This is a genomic window from Paraburkholderia edwinii (assembly GCF_019428685.1).
Lineage (GTDB): Bacteria > Pseudomonadota > Gammaproteobacteria > Burkholderiales > Burkholderiaceae > Paraburkholderia > Paraburkholderia edwinii.
Map to the genome: position 1 here is coordinate 2,324,699 of NZ_CP080096.1, position 18,583 is coordinate 2,343,281.

Annotated in this window: 17 protein-coding genes; 5 read left to right on the top strand and 12 right to left on the bottom strand. The window is 62.8% G+C overall.

Features of this window, described 5'->3' with window-relative positions; translation table 11 throughout:
- The first annotated feature begins 56 nt into the window (after window positions 1-56).
- Window positions 57-782, top strand: a complete 726-nt coding sequence (locus KZJ38_RS32025; protein WP_219801058.1) for a sulfite exporter TauE/SafE family protein — start codon at window positions 57-59, stop codon at window positions 780-782.
- Window positions 783-799: 17 nt separating this feature from the next.
- On the opposite strand, the gene KZJ38_RS32030 is transcribed toward KZJ38_RS32025, so the two are convergent.
- On the bottom strand, window positions 800-2,143 hold the full coding sequence (locus KZJ38_RS32030) for an LLM class flavin-dependent oxidoreductase (protein ID WP_219801059.1): 1,344 nt from the start codon (window positions 2,141-2,143) through the stop codon (window positions 800-802).
- A gap of 333 nt (window positions 2,144-2,476) precedes the next feature.
- On the opposite strand from KZJ38_RS32030, the gene soxC reads away from it, so the two are divergent.
- Both soxC and KZJ38_RS32040 read left to right on the top strand, forming a co-directional pair.
- Window positions 2,477-3,784, top strand: coding sequence for a sulfite dehydrogenase (soxC, locus tag KZJ38_RS32035; RefSeq protein ID WP_246641869.1), 1,308 nt, complete (start codon window positions 2,477-2,479; stop codon window positions 3,782-3,784).
- Window positions 3,785-3,857: 73 nt separating this feature from the next.
- Window positions 3,858-4,361 carry a c-type cytochrome gene (locus KZJ38_RS32040; protein ID WP_246642091.1) on the top strand — a complete coding sequence of 168 codons (504 nt, stop codon included), beginning with the start codon at window positions 3,858-3,860 and terminating at the stop codon, window positions 4,359-4,361.
- A gap of 61 nt (window positions 4,362-4,422) precedes the next feature.
- On the opposite strand, the gene KZJ38_RS32045 is transcribed toward KZJ38_RS32040, so the two are convergent.
- The 7 genes from KZJ38_RS32045 to KZJ38_RS32075 form a co-directional block, all read right to left on the bottom strand.
- Window positions 4,423-5,337 (bottom strand): ABC transporter permease, encoded by a 915-nt coding sequence (locus KZJ38_RS32045; protein WP_219801060.1) that lies wholly within the window; start codon window positions 5,335-5,337, stop codon window positions 4,423-4,425.
- Window positions 5,334-6,260 (bottom strand): ABC transporter ATP-binding protein, encoded by a 927-nt coding sequence (locus tag KZJ38_RS32050; RefSeq protein ID WP_246641870.1) that lies wholly within the window; start codon window positions 6,258-6,260, stop codon window positions 5,334-5,336. The genes KZJ38_RS32045 and KZJ38_RS32050 overlap by 4 nt, the downstream gene beginning before the upstream one ends.
- Window positions 6,261-6,568: 308 nt before the next feature.
- Window positions 6,569-6,871, bottom strand: a complete 303-nt coding sequence (locus KZJ38_RS37235) for a hypothetical protein (protein WP_425518388.1) — start codon at window positions 6,869-6,871, stop codon at window positions 6,569-6,571.
- Window positions 6,872-7,435: 564 nt separating this feature from the next.
- Window positions 7,436-8,491, bottom strand: coding sequence for an ABC transporter substrate-binding protein (locus KZJ38_RS32060; RefSeq protein WP_219801062.1), 1,056 nt, complete (start codon window positions 8,489-8,491; stop codon window positions 7,436-7,438).
- Window positions 8,492-8,521: 30 nt separating this feature from the next.
- Window positions 8,522-9,271, bottom strand: coding sequence for an amino acid ABC transporter permease (locus tag KZJ38_RS32065; RefSeq protein ID WP_219801063.1), 750 nt, complete (start codon window positions 9,269-9,271; stop codon window positions 8,522-8,524).
- Window positions 9,268-9,999, bottom strand: coding sequence for an amino acid ABC transporter permease (locus tag KZJ38_RS32070; RefSeq protein ID WP_219801064.1), 732 nt, complete (start codon window positions 9,997-9,999; stop codon window positions 9,268-9,270). Before KZJ38_RS32070 ends, KZJ38_RS32065 begins: the two co-directional genes overlap by 4 nt.
- A 27-nt stretch (window positions 10,000-10,026) precedes the next feature.
- A complete protein-coding gene (locus KZJ38_RS32075; RefSeq protein ID WP_219801065.1) occupies window positions 10,027-10,842 on the bottom strand; it encodes an ABC transporter substrate-binding protein in 816 nt (271 codons plus the stop codon).
- Window positions 10,843-11,235: 393 nt separating this feature from the next.
- Here KZJ38_RS32075 and KZJ38_RS32080 point away from each other — a divergent pair, with 393 nt between their 5' ends.
- Window positions 11,236-11,802, top strand: coding sequence for a hypothetical protein (locus tag KZJ38_RS32080; RefSeq protein ID WP_219801066.1), 567 nt, complete (start codon window positions 11,236-11,238; stop codon window positions 11,800-11,802).
- Between the two features lie 658 nt (window positions 11,803-12,460).
- On the opposite strand, the gene KZJ38_RS32085 is transcribed toward KZJ38_RS32080, so the two are convergent.
- Window positions 12,461-13,174, bottom strand: coding sequence for an SDR family NAD(P)-dependent oxidoreductase (locus KZJ38_RS32085; protein ID WP_219801067.1), 714 nt, complete (start codon window positions 13,172-13,174; stop codon window positions 12,461-12,463).
- Between the two features lie 164 nt (window positions 13,175-13,338).
- Entirely contained in the window at window positions 13,339-15,258 is a 1,920-nt protein-coding gene (locus tag KZJ38_RS32090) for an AAA family ATPase (protein WP_219801068.1), read from the bottom strand.
- 424 nt (window positions 15,259-15,682) lie between these two features.
- Here KZJ38_RS32090 and KZJ38_RS32095 point away from each other — a divergent pair, with 424 nt between their 5' ends.
- Window positions 15,683-15,844 (top strand): DUF1328 family protein, encoded by a 162-nt coding sequence (locus KZJ38_RS32095; RefSeq protein ID WP_219801069.1) that lies wholly within the window; start codon window positions 15,683-15,685, stop codon window positions 15,842-15,844.
- Window positions 15,845-15,942: 98 nt separating this feature from the next.
- Here KZJ38_RS32095 and KZJ38_RS32100 read toward each other — a convergent pair whose 3' ends face one another.
- Entirely contained in the window at window positions 15,943-16,989 is a 1,047-nt protein-coding gene (locus KZJ38_RS32100) for a GGDEF domain-containing protein (RefSeq protein WP_219801070.1), read from the bottom strand.
- Window positions 16,990-17,072: 83 nt separating this feature from the next.
- The gene (locus KZJ38_RS32105) at window positions 17,073-18,374 is read right to left on the bottom strand and encodes an aspartate aminotransferase family protein (RefSeq protein ID WP_219801071.1); all 1,302 of its coding nucleotides are present in this window, start codon (window positions 18,372-18,374) and stop codon (window positions 17,073-17,075) included.
- Between the last annotated feature and the right edge of the window lie 209 nt (window positions 18,375-18,583).

An 18,583-nucleotide genomic window follows, 5' to 3' on the forward strand; every position in this document is an offset into this window, starting at 1 on the left:
ATGAATCTATCGCCCCCCTCATCATACGAGGCGAATTCAAATGAAGAGGGGGACGAGTGGGTTATCTGCTGATACTCGGCGTGGGCCTGCTGGCCGGCTTGCTAAGCGGCGTAGTGGGTACAGGCTCGTCCATGCTGCTGATGCCCGTGCTCGTCATCCTCTATGGCCCGCGCGCGGCGGTGCCGATCATGGCGATCGCGGCGATCATGGGAAATCTGGGCAAGGTGCTGTCGTGGTGGCGCCAGATCGACTGGAAGGCGTGCGCCGCTTACTGCGTCACCGCGATACCCGGCGCGATGCTCGGGGTCCGCACACTGCTCTCCTTACCGCCGCGCGCCGTCGATGTCGCGCTGGGCCTCTTTTTCGTCGCGATGGTGCCGGCCCGCCGTTGGCTTTCGCGCCGTGAATCGTTCCGCTTTACCCTGCTACATCTTGCGCTGATCGGCGGCGTGGTTGGTTTTCTCACGGGCATCGTCGTCTCGACCGGGCCAATCACGGTGCCCGTCTTCGTCGGTTATGGCCTCGTAAAGGGCGCGTTTCTGGCAACCGAGGCCGCCGCATCGCTTGGCGTATACGGCACGAAAGTGGCCGTCTTCGAGCAGTTCGGCGCGCTGTCCACGCGCATTGTGGCGAACGGACTGATCACCGGAACATCCGTCATGCTGGGCACATTCGGAGCGCGCCGCATCGTTGCACGGATGTCGGCGCATCACTTCAAGGTGGTGGTAGACGGTTTGATGCTGGCGTCCGGACTGTCGCTTCTGTTCGCCGCAAGCCGATAAACGCTAACGCGCCCCGGCTAGCGGCGACCCTGCGCGGCAGCAAAAAACCGGTTCTCCGGGCGCGCCAGCCCGAGGTGCTCGCGAAACGTCGAGCCCTCATACTCGCGCCGGAAAATGCCGCGCCTCTGCAGCTCCGGTACCACCTTGTCGACGAACTCGTCCACGCCCGCCGGCAGATACGGAAACATCACATTGAACCCGTCAGAGCCCTCTTCGACGAGCCACTGCTCCATCTGATCGGCAATCATCGCCGGCGTGCCGACCATCTCGAGCCCCGAGTAGCCGCCGAGGCGCTGCGCAAGCTGCCGGATCGTCAACTGCTCCGCGCGAGCCCAGTTGACGACGCGTTCGCGCGAACTTTTGCTCGCATTCGACTCGGGAATATCGGGCAGCAAACCATCGGGATCGAAGCCCGACACATCGTGGCCGAGCGCAATCGATAGCGATGCGATGCCGCTGTCGTAGTGGACAAATGTGTCGAGCAACGCGCGCTTCTCGCGCGCCTCCTCGAGCGAATCGCCGACCACGACGAACGCGCCGGGAAGAATCTTCAGATGCTCGCGCGGCCGCCCGAGCTTGTCGAGCCGGCCCTTCACGTCCGCATAAAAACGCTTGCCCGCTTCGAGGTTCGGCTGCGCGGTGAACACCGCATCGGCGGTTTCGGCCGCGACCTGACGCCCCGCTTCCGACGAGCCCGCCTGGACCACGACAGGCCAGCCCTGCACCGGCCGCGCGATATTCAACGGCCCGCGCACGCGGAAATGCTCGCCTTTGTGATCGAGCACATGAACTTTCTCAGGGTCGACAAAGATGCCGCTTTCGACGTCGCGCACAAACGCGTCGTCGGACCAGCTATCCCACAAGCCGGTTACAACGTCGTAGAACTCTCTGGCGCGCCGATAGCGCTCGCCATGTTCGACATGCTCGTCAAGCCCGAAATTGAGCGCGGAATCCGGGTTCGCCGTCGTCACGAGATTCCACCCGGCGCGGCCGCCGCTTATATGGTCGAGCGACGCAAAGCGGCGCGCGACGTGATACGGCTCGTCGAAGGTCGTCGATGCCGTGCCCACCAGACCGATCCGCCCGGTCACCGCGGACAGCGCCGATAGTAGCGTGAAGGGCTCGAACGAGGTCACCGTGTGGCTGCGCTTTAACGCATTGACCGGCATGTTTAGCACCGCCAGATGGTCGGCCATAAAGAATGCGTCGAAGCGGCCGCGCTCGAGGGTCTGCGCGAAGCGCGCCAGATGCGCGAAGTTGAAATTGGCATCGGGATAGGCACCCGGATAACGCCACGAGCCCGTGTGAAGACTGACAGGCCGCATGAAAGCGCCAAGGTGAAGCCGGCGGGTCGATGTCATGGTGTCGAGACGCACGTGCGCCGTCAGCAATGAGAAGGTCTCTAACATACGCCGTTTTCGCCGATCGGGCGCGGCACGGCGCGGCGTGCCATGCACACGGGCGAACCGGGAATATCGTTTGAAGCAATCGTTCTTTTGCGTACAGCCGCGGTCGCCTTACGATGACCGGCTCGCACGCGCTGGTTCACGCCGCTTGTTCATTACCGGCAGCCATGCAGCAACCGCATCGCCGCCTGCGGTCGAATGCGGGTGCTTCCGGTTCGAGCGGCACGTCGTGTGCTAACCGTTTATCTTCACCACGCGAAGCGAGTCTTCTTCACGCTTGATACACCGATGAACAACGCTCCTGATTCCACTGCATCATCGCCTGAGTCGCGCATGCGCCGGCGTGCATTGAAGCGCCTCGCCGGAGGACTGGCCGGCGGCGTCGCGGCCGCCGTTCCCGTGCCTCGCGCGTGGGCCGCAACCGAAGCCGGATCCGGCGCCGCCGCAACATCGCAGCGCCCGCTCGCACCCGCCGGCTGGACGCTCGAACCGGGTGCGCCGCTCGTCGCGCCGCCCTACGGTCAGCCCGCGTCGTTCGAGCACGACGTGATCCGCCGCGTGGCGCGCGCTCCCGCCATGCCGGGCTCCGGCTCGGCCATGACACCGCTCGCGGACCTCTACGGCGGCATCACGCCGAACGGTCTTGTCTACGAACGGCATCATGCGGGCGTGCCGGCCATCGATCCGGACCAGCATCGGCTCGTCGTGCACGGGCTCGTGCGCGAGCCGCGCATCTATACGGTCGACGACGTGATGCGCTTTCCGTCCGAATCACATATCTACTTTCTCGAATGCTCGGGCAATACCGGTAGCGAATGGAAAGGGCCGAGTGGCCTGCCCGTGCAGTTTACGCATGGCTTGCTGTCGTGTTGCGAATGGACCGGCGTGCGCCTGTCGACGCTGCTCGACGAAAGCGGCATCTCGCCTTCCGCGAAATGGCTGCTTGCCGAAGGCGCCGACGGTGCGGCGCTGACGCGAAGCCTGCCGCTCGAGCGCATCCTGGAGCGCGCGCTGATCGTCTATGCGCAAAACGGCGAGCGTCTGCGGCCCGAAAACGGCTATCCGCTGCGGCTGATCGTGCCGGGTTTCGAGGGCAACACGAATATCAAATGGCTGCGGCGGCTCAAGCTGATCACGGCGCCCGAGATGACGCGCGAGGAAACGTCGAAGTACACGGGTCTGCTGCCCGACGGACTCGCGCGGCAATTCGTGTTCGAGATGGATGCGAAGTCCGTCATTACGCGACCGTCGCCCGGCCACAAGCTGACCGCGCACGGCTACTACGCGATCAGCGGGCTCGCGTGGTCGGGCCGCGGCCGGATCCGTACCGTCGACGTTTCCAGCGACGGCGGCAAGACGTGGCGCCCCGCGCGCCTCGTCGGCGCCGTGCACGACCGCGCGCTGACGCGCTTCGAAGCCGACTGGCAATGGGACGGCGGCCCCGCGCAACTGCAAAGCCGCGCAACCGATGAAACCGGCTATGTGCAGCCGACGCACGACGCGCTCGTCGCGGCGCGCGGCGTGAACTCGCAGTATCACTACAACGGCATACAGAACTGGCGCGTCGATGCGAATGGCGAGGTGCGCAATGCTTAAGACTTTCGTTGCGGTTACAACGATGTTTGCGTGCGGCGCCGTGTATGCCGATGGCCCGCCCGCCGCTGCTTCGATGTCCGCGCCCGCGTCCGCGTCCGGTTCCGGAAATTCCGGCAAATACGGTATCGGCAAACCGATCGATAACGCGGCGCTTGCCCGCTGGAATATCGATGTGAGTCCCGATGGTCACGGGCTGCCTGCGGGCTCCGGCACCGTTGCGGCGGGCGCCCATGTGTTCGCCGCCAAATGCGCGATGTGCCACGGCAAGGGCGGTGAAGGCGGTATCGGCGATCCGCTCGTCGGTGGCGCCGGAACCCTGACCAGCGCCACGCCGAAGAAAACCGTCGGCAGCTACTGGCCTTATGCGACGACGTTATTCGACTATATTCGCCGCGCGATGCCGTATAACGCGCCCGAATCGCTGAGCGCCGACGAGGTCTATTCGGTCAGCGCGTGGCTGCTGTATATGAACGGCATCGTGCCCGAGCACACGACGCTCGATGCGAAGACGCTGCCGCGCGTCAGGATGCCGAACCGCGAGGGCTTTATTCCGGATCCGCGGCCGGGCGCGTTGTAAACGCCAAGAAGCGCCGCGATCCGGCGGCGCTTCGTTTGCTTTAGAACGCGATCGACATGCCCTAGTGCTGCACGCCCCAACGCCGCACGGTCAGGCGCTCAAGCGTATCGAACACCAGGTGCTCCACGAGCAGCCCGATGATAATGACCGCAGCGAGCCCCGCAAACACGCGGTCCGTGTAAAGCTCGTTGCGGTTCTGAAAGATGTACCAGCCCAAGCCCCCCTGCCCCGCGCTCGCGCCGAACACGAGTTCCGCGGCGATCAGCGTGCGCCACGCGAACGCCCAGCCTACCCGTAAGCCCGCGACAATCGAAGGCAACGCGGCAGGCACGAGAATCAGCATCACATGCCGCAGGCCACTCAAGCCATAGTTGCGGCCGGCCATTCGCAACGTTGCGGGCACACCGAGGAAACCGGTGTACATGCTCAGCGCGAGCGGCCACAGCACCGCATGCACCAGCACGAACAGCAAACTGCCGGTGCCGAGACCGAACCACAATAGCGCGATCGGCAGCAGCGCGATCGATGGCAACGGGTTGAACATCGCGGTCAGCATCGACAGCAGATTGCGGCCGATCTGCGTCGACACGGCAAGCGACGTCAGCGCGAATGCGAGCACGACTCCGATCAGGTAACCACGCAACAGCACCGACATCGAAATCGCGGTCTTCACGAGCAGTTCGCCCGATACGATGCCCTGCACGAACGCGGAGCACGTCGCACCGAACGTCGGCAGCAACAGATCGTTTGCGATGACGCGGGCGGTGATTTCCCAGATCGCGATCAACGCGAGCGCGATCAGCGCGCGGCTGAACCCGCCGGAAGCCAGCACGCGGCGCGTGAGCGATAGCGGATGGGCCGCGTCCGCGGAGCGATTTGCGTCGCCGGAAGCGGAACGCTCGAGCGAATCCGGCGGCAACTCATATTCAGCACGGACCGGCGGTACGAGCCGCACGTTTCGGACGGGCGTACTCATGGCCGTGGCTCCCGTGCCGGCGAAGCATCGGTATCGAACAGCAACCGGTGAATGCGCGCGACGCTTTGCTGGAAATCCGCGCGGCCGAGGCTGTCCTGCGAATACTGGTGGCTGTTCAATTCCGCGCGCACACGCCCCGGATGCGGCGAAAGCAGCAGAATGCGGTTGCCGACAATCAACGCCTCCTCGATCGAGTGCGTGACGAACAGCAGCGTAAAGCGCTCGTCGTCCCAGAGCCGCAGCAGTTCCTCCTGCATCTTGCGGCGCGTCAGCGCGTCGAGTGCGGCAAACGGCTCGTCCATCAGCAGCACGCGCGGCTGCATGGCCAGCGCGCGCGCAATCGCGACGCGCTGTTTCATGCCGCCCGACAGCGTATGCGGATACGCGTCGGCAAACGCGGCAAGGCCGACTTTCTCGAGATAGTGCAGCGCACGCGCTTTCGCTTCCGCACGCGACAGCTTCTTTGCGACCCGCAATGGAAACGCGACGTTTTCGACGACCGTCTTCCACGGCGGCAGCTGATCGAACTCCTGAAACACGACGACGCGGTCGGCGCCCGGCCCGCGCACTGGATGACCATCGAGCGAGATCGAGCCGGAAACGGGCTCGATAAAGCCCGCCACCGCTTTCAGCAAGGTCGACTTGCCGCAGCCCGACGGACCGAGCAGCACGAAGCGATCGCCGCCGTAGACGTCGAAGCTGACCTGCGAAGTCGCGCGCACGAGCCGTTCGCGCGTGCGGTATTCGAGCGTCACGCGGTCGACGGCGAGCAGGCGTTCGCTGTACGCGACCGCTGTGTCTTGCTCGTCGAGCACTGTCTGTTCGAAGCCGGTCGACGAACCCGAGGCCGGCGCATGCGCATGGCCACCCACGTCGCGCAGCGCGTTCATGGGCACCCAGATATTGGGCGTGGAAACATTCACGATGGAAGACCCTGCGGACAAAGCGCCACCTTAAGGCGACGCGATGCGCAAACCAACCAATGTTTGCGCATATCCAAAACACGTGGCTGCATAAGCGGCGATTTCAGCGCCTTGGCGGCAGTGGCTCAAGCGGTATTGGACGCGCCAAGTTGCCTGATTCGTTGCCCACTTATCTACCCACACCCGCACGTATGAGCCGGATCAATTCGATCGTGCGTACATCGCATACCAGTCGCGCGGCGGCGTTTTGAAACTCCGTCACCACGGCTATGGTAAAAGCCGACAGAGAAATAACGCGCGTCGCCCGCCTACTGTGCGCGGAACTTCAGCAGCACATCCGGGTCGGTCAGATCCAGGATGCGGTTGAGCTCGTCGATCGTGTATTGGCTCTTGAACCACAGTGGATCGTTGATGTGCACCGTATTGCCGGATATCGCGCGAATCACGAAAAAATGCGTGGGCGTGGAGGCAAGCAGTGGGCCGCTGCGCTGCAGGACCTCGCGCAAAGCATCGGCCGTCAAGCCACCCTGTCTGGTCGAATGCGATAACGGAACGGAGCTCGGAATGAAGCCGCGCGATGTCATCTCCGCGATGATGTGGTCGGTCGTCATGCCAGTCGGTTGCGCAATGATCGAAGGAAGCGGTTTAATCTGATCGGGTTTGCTATAAAAATCACAAAGCATATTCATGCACGCATTTCCGCATGCGGTCAGATGGATGCCTTGCGAGTGCATCGGCACAGCATAGGAAACCTGCTGCGTAATTGCGCCGAGTTGCGCAGACGCGGTGGTCGGCAGCGCAGCGAACTGAGCGCTTGGTGGACTGCTGTTGGCGACTTGAGGCTGTGCTGGCGACCGCGCCGCGGGCGACGAGATTCTCGACGCTCCTGTCGATGGCCATCGCGCATGGCTGAATCGGGAGGGATCGGACATATGAAGAAGTTCCTCGATGAATGACAGGCGACGATGGCAACGGCGAAACAGCGCGCGCCAGGCGCCGGGCTGCGCGATCTTCGCCGCAGTTCAGATATCGATATCCCGCAGGCATCCTTGCTGGTTATCGTAAAGCAAACGCCTCTCCACGGAGACCGGCTCGCATCGATTTGAAGATTCTTGAAGGAGTGCGCAGTCAGGTCGAGATGCGGTGGGCTTTAACGAATCCCGTCCGCCCTTCGCCTAGCTGCCCCCAGCCGTTGCCGGATCGTCGAAGAAATAGTCGCGCCACGACTTCGGCTCGTTGCGAATCGCGCCGACGCGATACATGAACTGCGCAAGGCCAAGCGTGTTCTGCGGCGCAATCTTGAACTGCACCTGCGGGTCGCGCAGAATCTTCACGAGCAGCGCGCGGTCGATTTTCGAATCGTTGACACGAATGTAAATGTCGGCCGCCTGCTCCGGGTTCGCGGCAATCAGGCGCGCGGCATCGGCCAGCGCCGCGACGAACGCGTGATAGGTCTTCGGGTTTTCGTTGCGATATTTTTCGGTCGCATACAGCACCGTTGCCGAACTCGGGCCGCCAAGCACATCGTATGAATTCAGCACGATATGGGCTTTCGGATTGCCCGCGAGTTCCTGCTGCTGGAACGGCGGATTGCCGAAGTGCCCGGTAATCAGGCTGCTGTTGGCGATGATCGCCGCGGTGGCATCGGGGTGCGGAATCGCCTGCGTGAGGCTATCGAGCTTGTCGAACTGCTTGTCGCCCCACTGCTTCGCGGCCGCATATTGCAGCACGCGAGATTGCACCGAAACGCCAACGGCCGGCACCGCGATACGGTCCTTGCTCGTGAAGTCGGCAATCGTCTTCACGTTCGGGTTGTCGCTCACGAGGTAGTAAGGAAAGTTGCCGAGCGACGCGACGCCCTTCACATTCTGGCGGCCGTGCGTGCGATCCCATACGGTGAAGAGCGGCCCTGTGCCCGCGCCGGCGATATCGATCGAGCCCGACAGCAGCGCATCGTTCACAGCCGCGCCGCCTGAGAGCTTCACCCAGTCCACCTTGATGTCGAGCCCCTGTTTGCGACCTTCCTGTTCGATCAGATGCTGGTCGCGCGCCACGTTGAGCAGCAGATAGACGACGCCGAATTGCTCGGCGATGCGGATCGTCCCTTCGGCATGCGCTGCGTTCGCACCTGCAAGACCGGTGAAAGCAAGCGTGGTCGTCAGCAGGCCGGCAAGTGCGCGGCGCGCAGGCGCTGCCGCGCGCGACGTGATCGCGCGAAGTGAAATCGACATCGAGAATCCCCGAAAACAAAGAACGCGAATTTACGTTTCGCTCACATCGCGCGTCAACGAAGCAAATCGGATACCGTTATCTGCGCCCGTGCTAAAGCCGCTGCGTGCGCGCCGCGCGCGTAGCAGCCGGCTTACGCCGAACTGCAGCGCCGAACACAACAGCAGATACACGAAAGCCACGAACAGAAAGATCTGCACGGGGTAAATCATCAGGCGGTTATTCACCTGGGTCGCGAGAAACGTGAATTCGGGCACGCCGACTATGTAGGCAAGCGACGTGTCCTTGATCAGCGTGACCCACTGGTTGACGAACGAAGGGCCCATCATGCGTAAAGCCTGCGGCAACACGACGTGGCGAAGCGCCTGCGAGCGCGTCATGCCGAGCGATGCGGCGGCCTGCCACTGCCCCGCGCCGACCGCAGCCAGTCCCGCGTGCACCGAATGCGACAGATACGCGCCGCCTATGAGCGCCAGCGCGCAGATGACCGTTGCGAGACCCGGTACGTCGACGTGCAGCAGAATCGGCATCAGGAAGAACGTCCAGAATATCAGCATTAACACTGGAATCGCCCTGAAAAAGCCGACTATCGCGATCAGCAGCACACGTACGCCACTCCGGGTCATCGTGAGCGCGATGCCGCCCGCGAGCCCGAGCACGGCCGAAAGCAGCGCCGAGACGACCGACATCGCGACCGTCAACGCCGCGCCACCCAACGGGCCATCGGGAAACGTGCCGAGCAGCAGATAGCGCAGCGTCGGCAGCCAGTCGAGCGCGCTCATCTCTGCCTCCGCCCGAATGCATCGGCGCTGCGGCGCTGCCAGATCAGCAGCACGACTTCGATGACCGCGATCGTCGCGATATACAACACCGTGGCAGCGCCAAATGCCTGAAACGTCTTGAACGTTTCGGTATCGACCTGCCGCGACATATACGACAGTTCGGCGAGACCGATCGCCATCGTCAGCGAGGAATTTTTCACGATGTTCATATACTGGCCGGCCAGCGGCGGCGTCGCGATACGAAGTGCTTGCGGCAGAATCACGTAGAGAAAAGCCGCTAGCGGGGCAAGCCCGAGCGCGGCGGCCGCCTGATGCTGCGCCGCGGGCACACCGCGTATGCCCGCGCGCACTTCTTCGCCGACGAAGGTCGTCGAATAGCACGTGAGTCCCACCCATCCCGCGACGAATTCGAACGGCGGCCAGGCAAGCGAAAATGCGCCGGCGCCAAGCGCATGCGGCGCATTGAGCCACGTCATCCACGATGGTGGTAATAACATCGCCGCGCCGAAATACCAGAACAGCAGTTGCACGAGCAACGGCGAATTGCGAAACACAAGCACATAGAGAGCGGCCGCGCGCACAACCGCAGCGCGGTGCGACATGCGCGCGAGCGCGAGCACAAAACCAGTCAGCGTCGATGCGACGATCGTGCAGCCGGAAAGCACGACGGTCATCACAAAACCGTGTGCAATCCACTCGATGTATTTCGGTTGCAGCCAGCCTTCCATCTGAAATCAGCGAATGTTGTCGGGTCTTCAACTCTTCAACGGATCGCCGATGCGATAGAGGCGCGGCAGCGGCGCGCGGCTCGACGGCCCGAACCACTGATCGTAGATTTTCGCGGCGCTGCCGCTCGCTTCGAGCGACTTCAGCGTGTCGTTGACCACATCGAGCAGGCGCGTCTCGCCTTTCGGCACGCCGACGCCCTCGTAGTCGTTCGAAATCGTGAACGGCGGGATCTCGTAGTTTTGCTTGTCCGGCACGTTCGCGAGCAACGCGACGAGCTTCGGGCCGTCCTGTGTGATGGCTTGCACATTGCCCGCGCGCAAGGCCGCGAAGGCGAACGGCGTGTCGTCGTACGCGACGATCGTGGCGCCGGGGAATTGCGCACGAACCTGCTGCTCGTTCGTCGTGCCCTTGTCCGCGCCCACGCGCAGGCTATTTAATTGCTGCGGCAACCTGAGCGCGCCTTTCCTTGCGAGAAACTGCGTGCCCGAAGCGAAATACGGCACGCTGAAGTCCACTTCCTTCTTCCGCTCGTCGGTGATCGTAAAGTTCGCGAAAACCAGATCGACCTTGCCCGACTTCAGGAACGCGATACGATTAGCCGGGTTCGTCGGCTGGATCTCGAGCTTGACGCCAAGCTGTCTGGCGACAGCGCGCGCGTAGTCGACGTCGAGCCCGACAATCTGATTGCTCTTGGGGTCGACGAAACCGAACGGTGCGTTGCTGTCGAAGGTCGCGACGCGCAGCACGCCGGCCTTCTTGATGTCGTCGAGACGGTCGGCATTCGCGACCCCGGAAATGGAAAGCAGCAACCCCAGCGCTGCGGCAAACGTGCGGATTTTCATTGTTCGATTGACCTTCTCGAGAGTGACGCGAAGAGCCGCGACTTTAGCAACGCGAGGCGATCCCACGAACCAAGAAATCGTCAGGTGCTAAGCGCGGCGCGTCATATGGCAGCGGGTTAAGCCATAACCGGCTGGCTTGATCGTCGTCACAAGCATGAATGCCCGCACGCCATAACCTTATAGAAAACACATCGTTTGCCGCGAACCCGGCTCGCCCTAGAATGAAACCGTCTCCTCATGACGTCCTTCCTTTGGACATGGGATTGGCCTCGGCATCCTTAACGGATGTCGAGGCTTTTTTTCGTTTTAGCGAAAAGCCGCTTTGCCGAACACCCGAGGCCACTTGGTGAGACAATCCTGCAAAGTCTTCGTGACGCGCGCTCCCTCACCCTTATGGCAACTTTTGCAGCATCCGATATCGAGCCGTTGGTCATCCTGACCGGATCGCCGGAGGAAGCGGATCGCTTTCTCATGACGGCGCTCTGGGGCGACAGCGATACCTTCGCGTCCGTGCTCGCCGTGCTGGGCTGGGCCGATGTTCTGCGCGAACGGGGCAGCGATTTCGCGTCGCATGCGGCGGCGTGCCATTACTGGCTCTACGAGCGCACGGCAAACGTGCCGGCCGTGCTGCAAGCCTGGAAGCGCGAGCGTAACGCGCGCAACGCCACGTCCCGCGGCATCGTCACGCTCGCTCAACAACAGACGCTCGTCGACCGTCTCGTCTTTCAAGGCTCCGACGCGGTCGCCGCCACGGAGATCCTCGAACTGATGCAACAGACGTTTCGCGTGATTTGCGATATTTGGGAAGTGCACGCTAAAGCGCTGGATGGTTTGCTCGTCACGAGCGAGCTTCAGTATCGCCACCACCCTATCGTCGGTGGAATACGCCGCTATCAGACGCATGAATGGTTGCGGCCGCACCCAAACGAACCTTTAGCCGCCGATCGTAACGCCGCATAATCCGGGACTGTTTCTTGCGCTAGGCACTGGCTTACCCGTAAAACGACAATCACGATCGGAGCCAGTAGATGACTAAAGCCGAACGCTATCGGCGATGCGAAGAGGGCTACCAGCTGGAGCTGGCTCGCAGCGCGTCATATATTGCCAGCTGTATCACGGAGGAATCGACCAGCCGCTGTATCGACGAAGTCCTGCGAGGATTCGTGCGCGACCGCGGCGCGGAAGACCTGCCAATCTTTCGTCAGGTACTAGCGGATCGGCTTCAGGCACGCCGGTGCGTCAATGCGGCCAAGCTCTTGATCGAGTGGAAGCCCGTTGCGCGAACCGACCTTGCTGCAGGTTCAAGCGCTGGTTCAAGCGCTGGCTCAGGCGCTGGTAGCGTGAGCACGCTCGCGTTTTCGCCTGCACGCAATATAAGACGGGCGTTGCGAACAACCTAGGTGCTAGCAGAAACACTGTCGGGTAGCCGCATTGACTGCGAGCCGTGGGCTCGCCCGCGGCCACGAACGTTGCTACAACGCGACCGCGTAGCGATTACAACGTACCCTTTGCCACCGCGCCCGGCGTCCTGCTCTGCCCGGCGCGCTTTGCTGCGTCGACAGCGTCTGACCTGTCATTAACCGCACTAAACCGCACTAAACGGCACTAAGCGGCACGATCAGAATGTCTCGACCCAAGGCCGCACTTCGATCTCCCACGACCACGCGCTGCGATGCTGGCGCAACAGGTCAATATACGACTGTGCGACCGCATCGGGGTCGAGCGTGCTGTCCGGCCGATCGGCAGGATCGGGGCGATGCTCGGCTCGCACACTGCCATCCACGACAATGTGCGCGACATGGATGCCTTTGGGCGCGAGTTCGCGCGCGGCGCTTTGTGCCAGGCCCCGCAACGCGAACTTGCCCATCGCGAACGGCGCGGACAGCGCAAAGCCTTTGACGCCCGCGGTCGCGCCCGTCAGCAGGATCGCCCCCTTGCCGGCCGGCTCCATGCGCTTTGCCGCCTGCTGCACCGAGTAGAACGCACCGAGCGCCGAGACCGCAACGGCATCCTGAACTTCCGCGGGATCGAGCCCGGCGATCGGACCGCGCGTACGGCCACTCGCGTTGTAGACGACGATTTCCGGCGCGCCGATCCGTGCATCGGTTTCGGCGAAAAGCCGCTCGACGTGCGTGGGGTCGGTTGCATCGACGGGCAGCGCGATCGCGCCCGTCTCTTTGGCGAGCGCCGCCAGTTTGTCGGTATTGCGCGCGGCGATCACGACCGGAAGACCGGCTGCGCGCAGCAGCCGGGCCACCGAAGCGCTGATGCCCGGGCCCGTGCCGATGATCAGTGCATTGCGATAAGGGATAGCGTGAGACGTGTCGTTCATGAGGCCACCTGTCGTGTGAGCTGTCGGAAGTAGGCAAGCAAAGCGCAGCGTACATCCTCGCCGCCGATGCTGCACGGCGGCCGCTTCAGCTGACGCGGCTCATGTTCATGTGCTCGGGCGCAACCGCGGTTTTGTGTCCGTTTTCGCGGCGTGTGCGGCATACCCTAGGCCGCCACTTCCGTGACGACAGACGCCTCCAGCTTCGCGACCGCGGCCGCATGTTCACGAATCAGACGATAAACCGTCTCGCCCGGCACCGTCTCCGACTCGAGCAGTTGCTGCGCAATCGCACGCAGCACCGGCTCGTTGGCGCGCAACAGCGCAAAGCACTCGTCGTTGAGATCGCGCAGCAGCACATTCGCGTGCTCGATCGAATTCTTCAGCTGCAGCCCGGCATACTGCTGCGGCAGAGACGCAAGGCTGAACAGATTGCCGTCCGCGTTGAAGCCGTGCTTCGAGACCATATCGAGGCTGATGCGCGACGCCTCCTGCAAATCCTGCGCGGCGCCGCTCGACGCTTCGTCGAATACGAGCAGTTCCGCATTGCGCCCGCCGAGCAGCACCTGAATTTCGTTGCGCATTTCCGTTTCGCGATACAGGTACTTGTCCTGCGTCTTTGTGATGAGCGCGACGCCAAGCGCGCCGCCGCGCGGCAGAATCGTCACCTCTTCGAGCACGCCGGTATCGAGCAGCGCGGCAACCAGCCCGTGCCCTGCTTCGTGCACTGCAATGCGCGTGCGTTCGTCATCCGACAGCGCGCGCTCGGCGCCGTTGATATCGCCGATGCGCGCAATCTTGATCGCCTCGAGAAAATGCGTTGCGGCCGCCTCGCGTTCGCCCGCCTTGCGCGCGACGAGCCCCGCCTGGTTGACGATCATCGACAGCGTCGCCGGCGACAAACCCGTCGTGAGCCGCGCGAGCTGGGTGAAATCGATGTCGCCGGGCTTTGTCTTCAGCTTCGCGGCGTAAAAGCGCAGAATTTGCGCGCGGTCTTCGAGATCGGGCAACCGCACTTGCACCGTGCGGTCGAAACGACCCGGACGCCTAAGCGCTTCGTCGAGATTGTCCGGGTGGTTCGTTGCGGCTACAACGACCACGCCTTCGTTCGACTCGAATCCGTCGAGCTCCGCCAGCAACTGGTTGATGATGCGATTGCTCTCGGCTTCGACGGGGCCGCTGCCCGTATCGGTACGCTTGCCAAGACCGTCGGCTTCGTCGATGAAAATCACGGTCGGCGCGTTCTTGCGCGCGAGTTCGAACAGATGCTTGACCTTCTGGATGCCCACGCCATAGTACTTCGCGCTGAAATAGCTGCCCGTGATTGCGATAAAGTTCGCGCCGCACTCGCCGGCAAGCGCCTGCGCAAGACGCGTCTTGCCAACACCCGGACCGCCCGTCATCAGAATGCCGCAGGGCGCGCGCACGCCCATGCCGCTGAACTGCGCCGGCTCGGTGAGCCAGGCCTGCACGTCGGCAAGCGCGGCTTTCGCTTCGCCTGCGCCGATCACGTCGTGAAAGCGCAGCGTCGGCGCCTTGCTGAGCAGGCGTGCGCCGCCCATCATTTCGCGGCGCATGAACCACAGAATGCCGCCCAGCATCAGCACCGGCAGCAGCAGGCTCAGCGCATCGCGCGTGTGATCGACCACCTCGGTCCAGCGCGCGCCCGCGGTACGCACATCGGCGTCCGGCAGCCAGACGAGCTGATATGACGATGCGCTGCCCGGTTTCAGATCGCCGAGCAGCAGCGCATTCGAGAATGTGCCGTTATGGTCGGCGACATAGTATTTTTCGCCGTGCAGCGTCGACACGAGAATCGCATTGCGGCTGAGGCCAATAGCCGCGACATTGTGGTCCCGCACATCGCGCAGCATGTCCGACGCGTTCTTTTCACGGAGCGTCCAAGCCGATGAATTCGCGCGCATCTGGCTGGCGATGCCGCCCAGGGCCTGGGCCGACGCTTGCGTCAGATGCTGCTCGTGCCGCCAATGCAGGAATGTGAAGGTAGCGGCCAGCGCGGACGCAAGCACGCCAAGGGTCACGTATCGGCCGATACGCGACCAAAGTGAATTCCTTACCGGTTTCATCAGTCGATTCCTGAAAGGCCCGCTACGTGGCGGCGCCGGAGTGAGTCTGCAGAGAGGATGGCACGCGCGCGCGGCGTTCGTGCGGAGAGGTGCCGGATGCCTCGCGTGTCTGGCTCGCACGGCATTGCCCGGCTATCGAAATAAGGCAGTCTTACCGGCACCTTTACCGGCACTTTTACCAATAGAAACGAAGACTGCGAATATTCAGCAATGCGAACACGACCCTTATTAACCGCACTGCACCCTCGCTATTATGCCGGGACTCGACGATACGTAAAAATCTGAGCAAAGCGCGAATTCCGGTCAATTCGACGTTTTGCGAGCCTGCGCGTCTTCGGATTGCCGGCGGGTACGGACTTTGCAACGGCAAACACACGTCCGTGCATCGGGTCGCACGGTGTCCCCAACCGACGGAGGTCACATCATGCTGTATTACGCACTGGTCTTCTTCATCATCGCGATCATTGCGGCCGCGCTGGGCTTCGGCGGCATCGCGGCAGGCGCCGCCAGCATTGCAAAAGTGCTGTTCTTTATCTTCCTCATCATCTTCCTCGTCACGCTGGTCATGGGTGTGATGCGACGTTGACGAGGCGGGCCCCGGTAAAAGAAACGCAGCCCGGATTCACGCAGTGAGTCCGGGCTGTTCTGTTTGCGCGTTCGCAGATGAAGCGGCGGTGTGGCACCTTAGCGCGAATGCGATTTAAAGGCCTCGCCTTGCATGCCGGCGCGATCGACCGCGGCAATGCGATTGCGGCCATTTTCCTTCGCGTGATAAAGCTGCGCGTCGATCAGATTGATAAACGTGGTTTTGTCAGTGCGCGCGTGCGGCACGATCGTGCCGACGCCGAAGCTCGCCGTCACGCGTTGCTGATGCGGCGAGCGCACGTGCGCAATCGCTTCGTCCGCGATCAGCGCGCGGCAATGTTCGGCAATTTTGACAGCCGTGTCGGCTTCGGTATTGGCCAGCACGAGCACGAACTCTTCGCCGCCGAAGCGGCCAAGAAAGTGATCGGGGCCCGCGGCTTTCGACAGCACGCGCGCGACGCGCTTCAGGCATTCGTCGCCCTGCAGGTGTCCGTAATAGTCGTTGTACGACTTGAAGAAGTCGATATCGATCATGATCACCGACAACGCGCGGCCGGACTCCTGCGCCGCGGTCCATGTCCGGTCCATCACGTCGTCGAATCTGCGGCGGTTGCCCGTGCCGGTCAGGCTGTCGTGAAACGACAGATGTTCGAGCTCCCGTTGCAGCTGCGCGAGTTTCTCCTCGGTGCGCTTGCGCTCGCTGATATCGAACATAAAACCGATCAGCGCCTCGACGTCGCCCTTGTCGTTGCGCACGACATGCACGACATCCCGCAGCCAGACATAGCCGCCGTCGCGCGTAAGCGCGCGATAGTCGGCTTCGTGATCGGTGCCCGCCTTCGACTGCGCGACGCAAAAGTTCACGACGGCCTCGCGGTCGTCCGGATGCATGCGTTCCGCCCAGTCGTTGACCGTTTGCCACGTCGACGGCGCCCAGCCGAGCAGCGCTTCGATCTGCGGGCCGATATAGGCAAACTCCATCGTCGCCCAGTCGATCTTCCACGGGATGGCTTTGGTGGATTCGAGCAGCGTGCGGTAGACGGCGCTGTCGTCGTCACCGAACACGCGGTTTGGCGGCGCGAGGGATTCGTCGTGCCGCAGGAAAGCGGCCTCGAGAGAACTCTTCGAGTGTTCGTGGTCCGTCATGGTGTACTTGCCGGTGGTTGCATGCGTTGCCTGTATCTACGGAAGCAACGGGCTGCTTCTGAAGGGCAGTCGCGGGTTTTCCACTACAACGAACGCTCGATTGCCTGTTCGAGCAACGCAAGCCCGAGATCGATTTCCTCGTCGCTGACCGTCAGCGGCGGTGCGATGCGAAACACGCCACCCATGCCCGGCAACTGCACGATATTCATGCTGAGCCCCAGATTCATGCATTCGCGGGTGATCGTCGCGCCAAGTCCATCCGCGGGCTCTTTCGTGCGGCGGTCCTTCACGATCTCCATGCCTAGCAGCAAGCCACGCCCACGCACATCGCCAATGCAGTCGAAGCGCTGCATCAATTCGTGCAAGCCCCGCCTGAGCCGCTCGCCCATCACGTTCGCCCGTGCAACAAGCCCGTCGCGCTGAACCACGTCCAGTACCCGCAGGCCGACGGCGGCCGGCAGCGGATCGGACACGTGCGTCGTATAGAACAGGAAACCCAGTTCATGCGCGCGCTCCTCGATGTCCGCGGAGGTCACGAGGGCCGCGAGCGGCAGTCCCGCGCCGAGCGTTTTCGACAGCGTAAGCATGTCGGGCGTGACGCCGTCGCGCTGGCACGCGAACATCGTGCCGGTGCGCCCCACTCCGGTTTGCGCCTCATCGAGGATCAGCAGCATGCCGCGCTCTTCGCATTTGCGCTTGAGCGCCACCATATAGCCCACCGGCAAGTCGATGATGCCGCCGGAGCTCAGGATCGGTTCCGCGATAAACGCGGCGAGATTGCCGCTCGACTGGCGGTCGATCAGATCGAACGCGTAATCGAGTTCCGCCAGATAGTCGTATTGGCCATTGCGCTCGAAGCGCGGCCGGTACGGGAACGGCGCCGGAATCGCAAACGAGCCGACCGCGGCCGGCCCCACACCCTTGCGGCCCGCGCTATAGGTTGCGGACGCCGCATTGCCCGTCATCCCATGCCACGACTGTGCAAAGCCGACAATTTCATAACGGCCCGTTACCAGCTTCGCCATGCGAATCGCCGCCTCGTTCGATTCCGCGCCGGTGCTCAGCAATAGCGCACGGTCGAGTCCATCGGGCGTGATCTCGGCGAGCCGCGTGGCGAGGTCGACCACGGGACGCGACAGCATCCCGCTAAACAGATGGTCGAGCTTGCCCGCATATTCGTTGATCACCGAGACGATGTCGGGATGACTATGCCCGAGCAGCGCGCTCATCTGCCCCGACGTGAAATCGAGAATCGCGCGGCCATCGGCGTCGTAGACGAAGCTGCCCTGTGCGCGCTCGATGATCATCGGCTCGAACGTGCCGCCGTAGCGGACCAGATGCTGCTTCGCGTTATGCCAGAACGTCGCGTCGTGGTTCAGGGACATGCGGTTCCTCCGGTCGGATGGCGGGATTTCAACGCAGTCTAGCAAGCAACACGGCTGCCCCGATCGCCGCCTTGGCGGATTTCGCAGTGCGCGATGCGCGGAACCCGCTCCACCCAGGTTTGTCGCACTAAGGTTTGCGCCCCGGTAGCACGAAGTTTTTGCTTGCATGACGTGCGTGCGAGGCGCAAACCCGTTCATTTATTGGGAGC

What these genes read in the sequence shown, in the direction of transcription:
- KZJ38_RS32030 (WP_219801059.1), bottom strand. Translation starts at nt 2,143, where the DNA reads ATGACATCGACCCGCCGGCTTCACCTTGGCGCTTTCATGCGGCCTGTC.
- KZJ38_RS32040 (WP_246642091.1), top strand. Translation starts at nt 3,858, where the DNA reads ATGTCCGCGCCCGCGTCCGCGTCCGGTTCCGGAAATTCCGGCAAATAC.
- KZJ38_RS32095 (WP_219801069.1), top strand. Translation starts at nt 15,683, where the DNA reads ATGCTGTATTACGCACTGGTCTTCTTCATCATCGCGATCATTGCGGCC.
- KZJ38_RS32045 (WP_219801060.1), bottom strand. Translation starts at nt 5,337, where the DNA reads ATGAGTACGCCCGTCCGAAACGTGCGGCTCGTACCGCCGGTCCGTGCT.
- KZJ38_RS32090 (WP_219801068.1), bottom strand. Translation starts at nt 15,258, where the DNA reads ATGAAACCGGTAAGGAATTCACTTTGGTCGCGTATCGGCCGATACGTG.
- soxC (WP_246641869.1), top strand. Translation starts at nt 2,477, where the DNA reads ATGAACAACGCTCCTGATTCCACTGCATCATCGCCTGAGTCGCGCATG.
- KZJ38_RS32100 (WP_219801070.1), bottom strand. Translation starts at nt 16,989, where the DNA reads ATGACGGACCACGAACACTCGAAGAGTTCTCTCGAGGCCGCTTTCCTG.
- KZJ38_RS32080 (WP_219801066.1), top strand. Translation starts at nt 11,236, where the DNA reads ATGGCAACTTTTGCAGCATCCGATATCGAGCCGTTGGTCATCCTGACC.
- KZJ38_RS32085 (WP_219801067.1), bottom strand. Translation starts at nt 13,174, where the DNA reads ATGAACGACACGTCTCACGCTATCCCTTATCGCAATGCACTGATCATC.
- KZJ38_RS32105 (WP_219801071.1), bottom strand. Translation starts at nt 18,374, where the DNA reads ATGTCCCTGAACCACGACGCGACGTTCTGGCATAACGCGAAGCAGCAT.
- KZJ38_RS37235 (WP_425518388.1), bottom strand. Translation starts at nt 6,871, where the DNA reads ATGACGACCGACCACATCATCGCGGAGATGACATCGCGCGGCTTCATT.
- KZJ38_RS32065 (WP_219801063.1), bottom strand. Translation starts at nt 9,271, where the DNA reads ATGAGCGCGCTCGACTGGCTGCCGACGCTGCGCTATCTGCTGCTCGGC.
- KZJ38_RS32060 (WP_219801062.1), bottom strand. Translation starts at nt 8,491, where the DNA reads ATGTCGATTTCACTTCGCGCGATCACGTCGCGCGCGGCAGCGCCTGCG.
- KZJ38_RS32070 (WP_219801064.1), bottom strand. Translation starts at nt 9,999, where the DNA reads ATGGAAGGCTGGCTGCAACCGAAATACATCGAGTGGATTGCACACGGT.
- KZJ38_RS32075 (WP_219801065.1), bottom strand. Translation starts at nt 10,842, where the DNA reads ATGAAAATCCGCACGTTTGCCGCAGCGCTGGGGTTGCTGCTTTCCATT.